Annotated in this window: 7 protein-coding genes; 6 read left to right on the top strand and 1 reads right to left on the bottom strand. The window is 68.2% G+C overall.

Annotation, left to right across the window (positions count from 1 at the left end; genetic code table 11):
- A partial coding sequence (locus tag RWX45_RS02695) for an FAD:protein FMN transferase (protein WP_316022247.1) occupies positions 1 to 615 on the bottom strand: 615 nt, incomplete at its 3' end.
- A gap of 176 nt (positions 616 to 791) precedes the next feature.
- Between RWX45_RS02695 and RWX45_RS02690 the strand changes: the two genes are divergently transcribed.
- From RWX45_RS02690 to RWX45_RS02665, 6 genes are all read left to right on the top strand, one after another.
- The gene (locus tag RWX45_RS02690) at positions 792 to 2,519 is read left to right on the top strand and encodes an FTR1 family protein (protein ID WP_316022246.1); all 1,728 of its coding nucleotides are present in this window, start codon (positions 792 to 794) and stop codon (positions 2,517 to 2,519) included.
- A gap of 52 nt (positions 2,520 to 2,571) precedes the next feature.
- The gene (locus RWX45_RS02685; RefSeq protein ID WP_316022245.1) at positions 2,572 to 3,222 is read left to right on the top strand and encodes an iron transporter; all 651 of its coding nucleotides are present in this window, start codon (positions 2,572 to 2,574) and stop codon (positions 3,220 to 3,222) included.
- Positions 3,223 to 3,414: 192 nt separating this feature from the next.
- Positions 3,415 to 4,686 carry a DUF2318 domain-containing protein gene (locus RWX45_RS02680; protein WP_316022244.1) on the top strand — a complete coding sequence of 424 codons (1,272 nt, stop codon included), beginning with the start codon at positions 3,415 to 3,417 and terminating at the stop codon, positions 4,684 to 4,686.
- A gap of 1 nt (position 4,687) precedes the next feature.
- Entirely contained in the window at positions 4,688 to 5,977 is a 1,290-nt protein-coding gene (locus RWX45_RS02675; RefSeq protein ID WP_316022243.1) for an ABC transporter permease, read from the top strand.
- 10 nt (positions 5,978 to 5,987) lie between these two features.
- Entirely contained in the window at positions 5,988 to 7,349 is a 1,362-nt protein-coding gene (locus RWX45_RS02670) for an ABC transporter permease (RefSeq protein ID WP_316022242.1), read from the top strand.
- Position 7,350: 1 nt separating this feature from the next.
- The gene (locus tag RWX45_RS02665; protein WP_410050664.1) at positions 7,351 to 8,169 is read left to right on the top strand and encodes an ABC transporter ATP-binding protein; all 819 of its coding nucleotides are present in this window, start codon (positions 7,351 to 7,353) and stop codon (positions 8,167 to 8,169) included.
- Positions 8,170 to 8,330 lie beyond the last annotated feature (161 nt).

Raw genomic sequence — 8,330 nt, 5'->3', positions numbered from 1 at the left:
CTCCAGCCCGATGCGCACCGGTTCGGCGCAGCGCACCAATAGATCGCCGCTGGCATCGATGAGGTACTCCTCCCAGCCGGCCTCGCGCAGCCAGCCGGCGAGCAGGTCGGCGAGGAAACCCTTGCCGGCGGCACCGATGTCCAGCAGCGCCGGTTCGCGCAGCGTCAGCCGGTCCTCCTCGTGCCGCGCCCACTGCGACCAGGCGGCCCGGCCGCCCGCCGCGCCCAGGCGGTGGGCGGTGCCGTCGTGCACCACGAAGCTGTAGTCGGGGTCGTAACCGAGCGCGACCAGATCCGCCCCGGCCAGCGGGTCGATGCGCCCGCCGGTGGCGGCGTGCAGTCGGTCATACAGATTCAGCAGCGCCCCCGAGCCTGGTGGCAGCGCCAGACTGACGGAGCCGTCGGCGTCGCGGGGGAGTCTCCCGGCCGCCGCCCGGCTCACGAGCGATCCCGGGCGGAAGCGCGACCACACGTTCTCGAAGGCGTCGATCCGGTCAGCGAGTTCGCGGCGCAGCGTGTCGGGCAGGCGAGAACGGGTATAGAGCGTCCAGCGACAGCCGGTCGCCTCCAGCTCCCAGGCGTGCGCGAGAGCGTTGGCGGGGCTTGGTGACTGCATCAACCCTCCCTGACCTGGCCCGATGCCGCCCATCCGATCATGACGGTCCGTCAGGCGGCGATGCGCCAGACTTTGACGTATCCAAATATGTGAGCCTAGTCTTTCAGATACAGGTCTGCCTCACCTACCTATTGGAAGGTCTGGCTGCCCTTTCGTCACGTGAAGGATCCGCCCGCATGCCCAACGCCACCCGCCAAGAACGCCGCGCGCCCCAGCCGGTGCGCGCCGTCGTCGCACTGGGAGCGGCACTGCTGTTGCTGACCGCCTTGCTCAGCGGGGTGGGGAGCACGGCCCGGGCGGATGAAACCGACACGGACTACGACTCCTGGACCGCAGTCGCCCAGGCCATCTCCACCGAGCTGGACGCTGCCGCCGACTCCTACTCGGCGGGCGACACCTCGGGGGCTGCAGCCGCCTTCCAACGCGCATACAACTCCGGCTACGTCGCCTCCAATCTGCAAGTCGTCACCACCGACCGCCTCGGGGCGGACGTGGCGACGGAGCAGCGGCAGGCCTTCACCGACTTGCGACAGGCCGCCTACGCCGCCGGCAATGAGGACACCATCACCACCGGGGTCACGGACTTGTCCAACTCCCTGACCGATACGGCCGGCCAACTCGACGATCTGGACGATCTGGCCGACCCGCGTACCTATGCCGCCGATCAGGCCGCCGCCATCGCCACCGAGCGGGCCGAGCTCCAAGCCAACAAGACCCGCGTCAACGAGGGACGCGGCGAGCGCACCTGGACCGAGGTCGCCGCCGAGATGAATGAGCTCATCGACTCCGGCGTGAAGAAAGCCGCCGCCGGCGATCGTGAGGGCGGCGCCGCCGACGTCAACAACGCCTACTACGGCTACTACGAGAAGCTCGGATTTGAGAAGACCGTCATGTCCGCCATCTCCGGCAGCCGAGTCTCCGAGGTGGAGAATCAGTTCAAGGTCGTGCGCAAGGCCATGGTGGGCGGCGGCGACATTGAGGAGATCACCGCCGACGCCGACCTGCTCAAGAGCTACCTCGAGGAGGACGCCGCCACCCTCGACGGCGGGGCGGCGGAGAACATCAGCCCCATCAAGGCCTTCCTCACCGGTTCCTTCGGACAGGCGTTCCTCATTCTGCTGCGTGAGGGGCTGGAGGCCATCCTCGTGGTTGCCGCCGTCATCGCCTACCTGGTCAAGGCCGGCATGCACAACCGCATCAAGTACATCTATGCGGGCATCGCCCTGGGCCTGGCCGGCTCCGGGGTGGTGGCGCTGCTGTTCGCCTGGCTGTACGACTCGGCCTCCGCCCACCAGGAGATCCTTGAGGGCATCGTCGCGCTCATCGCCATGGTCATGCTGCTGTTCACCAGCAACTGGATGCTCTCGAAGTCCTCGGTGGCCTCCTGGAACCGCTACATCAAGGACAAGACCGAGGCCTCCATCTCCAACGGCGGCTTCTGGGCACTCGCCTCACTGTCCTTCCTCGCCGTCTTCCGCGAGGGCGCCGAAACCGTCATGTTCTACGAGGCCCTGTTCACCATGGATCCCGGCGGCTCGGCCAGCATTTGGCAGGGCTTCGCCGCGGGCGTGGTGGTACTCGTGGTCATCTTCCTGCTCATCCGCTTCACCAGTGTGAGGATTCCGCTGCGGCCCTTCTTCGCCATCACGAGTTTCCTCATGGCCGTCCTCGTCGTCATCTTCGCCGGCGGCGGCGCCCACGCCCTCATCGAGGGCGACATTATCCCGGCGACTTACGTCGAGGGGTGGCCCACGTACGACTACCTGGGCCTGTACCCCTACCGGGAAACCCTTCTGTTCCAGGTCTTCATGGCCGTCGTCGTCATCGTCTTGTCGATCCTGTCCGTGCTGCGTCACCGCCGCGTCGACGCCGCACGGACCGTCACGGCCGCCGACGCCGACTGAATGGGCCTGGACTGTCCACAAAGAACACCCCCAACCGCAAAGGAAAGACCCCATGCGATCCCTTAAGCTCGTCAGCGTCGCGGGCGCGCTCGTCCTGGCCGGGTCCCTCGGCCTGGCTGCCTGCTCCTCCAACGACGCGGCCGACACCTCGGCCTCGACCGCCGAGACGGCCGCCGCTGCGGATGACACTGCCGCCGACGATGGCGCCAGCGACACCGGTTTTGAAGAGTTCAACGTCAACGACGCCCAGGTGGACCAGGAGGCCGAGGGCCAGATCAGCGTCAACCTCGTCTACTTCCAGCCGGTGGACATGGAGCCCGCCGGGGCGGCGGGTCTGGCCGCCTCCAAGGCCAGCTTCCACATTGAGGCCGACGTCAGCGCCCTGCCCGAGAACACCCTCGGCTACGGCGCCGGCGACTTCGTCCCCGGCCTGACCGTCGACTACTCCATCGCGCCCGCCGACGGCTCCGGCGAGGCCGTCGAAGGCACCTTCATGCAGATGAACGCCTCCGACGGCCCGCACTACGGGGCGAACGTTGCGCTGGAGGAGGCGGGCCAGTACACGGTCACCATCACCATCCACAGCCCCGAGGAGAACGGCTGGGTGCTGCACACCGACCCCGACACCGGGGTTGAGGGCCGCTTCTGGACCGAGCCCATTGAGCTGACCTGGGACTGGGACTACACCCCCATGGAGTGGTGACCAGACGCTTCAATAGTGACCGCGTTGGCAGGACGCCACTCCGGATAGGGTGACTCGCCGGCGTCGCCCATGGCTCACGCCCGTATCCCCGGCCCGCCTCGGTGCGGGTCGGGGATACGGCGCGGCTGACACCCGGGGCATACCGCCCCGAACCACATCACCGATCACTGCAGGGACAGGAGAGAACGACAGGTGCTGGAGCGCTTCGTTTCCGTCGTCGGAGGGGCCACCCTGCCCTTCCTGCTGTACGCCGCCCTGGCCGTGCTGCTCACACCGGCCGTCGTCGAGGGTTGGCCGCGTTCCAGCCGCTGGCGACTGGGCTCCGCCCTGGCCGGAACCACCGCCGCCCTGGTCGTGGTTATCCTGCGGGAAACCACCATCCTGACCCGCCGCACCTCGGTCAACATCCCCACCCTGATCGCGTGCGTTATCGCCGATCTGGCGCTCATCGTGGTACTGACATTGCTCGTGCGCCGCCGCACCTGGGGTGCCGAAGGCCGCCTGGGAGCCGTGGCCCAGGCCAGTGCCTGCCTGGCCATTGCCCTGGCGTTCTTCCGCGCCATTCCCGAGGTCGTCCTCCAGCTGACCGCCTTCATCGAACCGGGCGAGGCGACCTTCTCCTCCGAGATGCTGTTGCGGGTGCTCGGCTTCGTTGGCGGCTGGGTGGCCGTCGCGCTGCTCGCCTTCCTGTACTACCGCGCCGCCCGCCGTGCTCCGGTGCGACTGACCCGGGTGACCCTGCTCGGCTTCATTATTGTCTTCACAGCGATCCACGCTGTGCAGCTGGTGCGGATCCTGCAATCGACCCACGTCATCCGCCTCGACTCCGCGGCCTTCCATCTCATGGCCTGGACCACCAACAACGCCGGCGGCATCGTCCTGCTCACCGCCGCCGCCATCTGGCTGGTGCCCATGGCGGCGGCGCTGCTCCGCGTCATCGGGCGCGCCCCCGCCCAGGCCAATCCGGCCCGCACGCGCGCGCTACGCGCCGAGCGGCGTCGATCGCGCCGCTGGGTCATCGCCTCCGCCGCCGGCTTCGCCCTGCTCGTGGTCACCCGCACCGTGGCCGTCGCCAAGGTCAACGAGGTGCCCACCCTGTCCGACCCGGAGCCCTACGAGACGGCGGACGACGCCGTCGTCATCCCCGCGGCCACCCTCGCTGACGGACACCTGCACCGCTTCGAATACACGGCCAGCGACGGCACGGCGGTGCGCTTCATCGTCATCCTCAAGAACGGCGGCGCCTACGGCGTGGGGCTGGACGCCTGTGAGGCCTGCGGCCCCTCCGGCTACTACGAGGCCGACGGCAAGGTCATCTGCAAGCGCTGCGACGTCGCCATCAACATCGCCACCATCGGCTTCAAGGGCGGTTGCAACCCCATCCCCATCGACTTCACCGTTTCCGACGGCGCCGTCACCGTCGCCAACTCGGTCCTGGAGGAGTCCGCGGAGGTATTCGCCTGACATGTTCTTCGCCCGTCTGCTGCACCGCTCCTTCACCCGCCAGCTGTGGCGCCGCTCCCTCATCGGATTGACCGTGGCCCTGTGCGCCTCCGTTTCGGTGGCGATGCTCGGCGTCGTGTTCGACGTCGGCGACAAGCTCAACGCCGAACTGACCGCCTACGGCTCCAACATCGTCGTCAAGCCCAAGGCCGACGCCGTGGTCTCCAGCCTGTATGAGACCACCGAGGAGACCGAGGCCACCGCCTTCATTGACGAGGAGGAAGTCGCCGGCATCAAGACGATCTTCTGGGCCTACAACATCGTCGACTTCACCGCCAAGCTCACCGGGCACGTCGACGTGACCTCATCGAAGGCCACGGCCGAGGACCTGACCGTCACCGGTACCTGGTTCGACAAGGAGCTGTCCCTGCCGACCGGGGAGTCCGCCACCGCAGGCGTGACCACGCTGCGCTCCTGGTGGACCCTGGAGGGCGCCTGGCCCGCCGACGACGCCGACGAGACCGTGGTCGGCTCCGCCCTGGCACAGCGCCTCGGCGTGGGCGTGGGCGACACCCTCACGCTCACCACGGCGACGGGGGAGCGGACCCTGAGCGTCACCGGGATTTACACTTCCGGTGACGATGACGACAACACCCTCTATGCCCCCCTGGGAATCGTCCAGGAGCTCACCGGGCATGTCGGCCAGGTCGAGGAGGTCGAGGTCAAGGCCCTGACCACCCCGGAGAACGACCTATCGCGCAAGGCCGCCCGCAACCCCAACGTGCTGTCCGCCGCCGAATGGGAGACCTGGTACTGCACCGCGTACGCCTCCTCCATCACCTACCAGATTGAGGAGGTCATGCCCGGCGCCGTAGCCAAGCAGGTGCGTCAGGTCGCCGCCGTTGAGGGGAAGGTGCTGGAGAAGACCCAGGCCCTCATGATCCTCATGACCGCGCTGAGCCTGCTGGCGGCGGTGCTGGCCGTTGCCTCCCTGACCACTGCCTCGCTCGTGGAACGCACCGGCGAGTTCGCCCTGCTCAAGGCGGTCGGCGCCTCTTCGGCCTCCATTAACCGGCTCATTCTCGCCGAGACCGCCGTCATTGGTCTGCTCGGCACCGCCGTCGGCGCCGTGGCCGGATCCGGCATCGCCCAACTCATCGGGCACGTGGTTTTCGACTCCTCCATCACCATGCGGCCCATGGTGTACGTGCTCGTCGTCGTGCTCATCGCGCTGGTGCTGCTGGCCGCCACCGCCTCCTCCATGCGCACCATCTTGAGGATTCAGCCCGCGACCGCTCTGCACAAGCGGTGAGGGGGAGAACATGAAACAGCAGCATCGAAGCCGTGCCCACGGCCGCCCCATGACCAACCGGCGCATGTTCGCCACCATGCTCATCGGCGCCACCTTCCGGCGCCGCTCCCGCGCCCTGGCTGCCATTGGCTCCTCCATGGTGGGGGCCGCCACCCTGTTCTGCCTGGCGGCGATCTGCCTGGCCGTCCCCGCTCAGATGAGCGCCGAGATGCGCCAGTACGGCGCCAACCTCATCGTGCTCCCGGTCGACTCCCAGCAGACAGCCACACCGCAGGCGGATTCCGAGACCGCAGCCGCCGCAGAGCCCACAGACGCTGCAAGCGCTGCCGCCCGCTCCTCCGCCCAGACGGTGCGCATCACCGACACCGACCTGGCCACCGTCGATGCCGCCGTCGCCCAGGCCACCGGCACCACCCCCGACCAGCTGGCCACGGCCACCTACCGGTACGAGACCATCCGCATTAATCGCTCCCCCTACCTGCTGGCCGGCATCGACGTGGACGCCGTGCGCGCACTCAACGGCCACTGGGAGATCGAGGGCGACTGGCCGCAGAGCGGACAGGTACTCATCGGCCTCAATGTGGCCGAGGCCGCCGGGCTCTCGGTGGGCTCCACCGTCAACGCCGAGTACCTGTCCAGCGACAACCTCGCCTCCGTCGGCGCCACCGCCACCCAGGCCGCCGATTCCGACGCGGAGGCCGCCGATTCCGACGCCACTGCGGCGGGACAGGCCCAGTGGCAGGTGGCCGGCATCGTTGATACCGGCGGGGAGGAGGACGACAACGTCTACGTCCCCACCGACGCGCTTGAGTCCCTCACCTCCACCGCCGACGCCGGCTACGACGTCGTGGAGTTCTCCATCGACACCTCAGTGGCCGGCGTTGACGAAGTCGCCGCCGCCGTCGACGACTCCGATGCTGCCGGGCGCGTATCCGCTCGACCGGTGGCCAAGATCTCCAGCGGGGACACGCGCATTATCACCATGCTCAACACCCTGTTCTGGGTGGTGGCGGTGGTCGTCCTCGGACTGACCCTGGTCGGGGTGTCCACCACCATGACCGTCGTCGTTGCCGAGCGCCGCAACGAGATCGGCCTGCGCAAGGCGCTGGGCGCGTCCGCTCGTTCCATTGCGACGGAGTTCTTCACCGAGGCTGCCCTGCTGGGGCTCATCGGTGGGATCCTCGGCACCGCCGTGGGCTACGTTCTGGCACTGGCCGTGGGCCTGGGGGTATTCGACCGCCCCATCGGCTTCTCGCCGTGGCTGGCGGCGCTGTCCGTGCTGCTGACGGCGCTCGTCGCCGTCGTCGCCTCCTACTCACCGGTGCGCCGCGCTTCGCGCATCGACCCCGCGCTCGTCCTCAGAGAGGAATGACATGACCGACATGCTCACCGACTCGCAGACCCGCGAGGACGCCGAGGTGCTGCTTGAACTGCGGCACGTGTCCAAGATCTACGGGGAGCTGCACGCCGTCGACGACCTCAGCCTCGACGTGCCCCGCGGACAGTGGCTGTCCGTGGTGGGCTCCTCCGGCTCCGGTAAGACCACCCTCATGAACATCATCGGCTGCATGGACACCCCCACCCGCGGCTCCGTCCTCTTAGGCGGGCGGGAACTGGGCAAGCTCAACGCCGCCCAACTCACCGACATCCGCAAGCACGTCATCGGCCTGGTGTTCCAGCAGTTCCACCTCATCCCGCACCTGACCGCCATCGAGAATGTCATGGTCGCCCAGTACTACCACTCCATGACCGATGAGAAGGAGGCACTGGCAGCGCTGGAGAATGTGGGGCTCGCCGACCGCGCCCACCACCTGCCCTCCCAACTGTCCGGTGGAGAACAGCAGCGCGTGTGCATTGCCCGGGCACTCATCAACCACCCCGAGGTGGTGCTCGCCGACGAGCCCACCGGGAACCTTGACGAGGCCAACGAGCAGCTCGTCCTGGATATCTTCCGCCGCCTGCATGAGGCGGGCACCACCCTCATTGTGGTCACCCACGACGCCCACGTCGCTTCCTGCGGGCAGCGTCAGATCCTGCTCAACCACGGCCGGTTGGTGGGGGAGAAGATCAATACGACCGCCGCGGGACGCCGCGCGCACGACATGCTCGACTTCGGCCAGGATGCGCCCGCCGAGGACGAGCCCGCGACCTCGGATACGCACGTTCAGCGCGACGAGGAGGAGCAGGCATGAGCCGCGTCCCGGCAGCCCCGCGTCAGCCCCACGTCACGGCCTGCGCCCGGCGGACCCTGGCCGCCACCGGTGTCGTCCTGGCCACGGCGGGCTTGACGGCCTGCGGAGGAGAGGTCACCCCCTCCCAGGACGAGTACGCCGGGCGTGCCCAGAGCCAGAAC

The organism is Actinomyces sp. MRS3W, from assembly GCF_032465695.1.
In the GTDB taxonomy this organism is placed as follows: Bacteria; Actinomycetota; Actinomycetes; order Actinomycetales; family Actinomycetaceae; genus Actinomyces.
The sequence above is the reverse complement of the archived record's forward strand: the minus strand, read 5'-3'. Positions and strand labels throughout refer to the sequence as shown.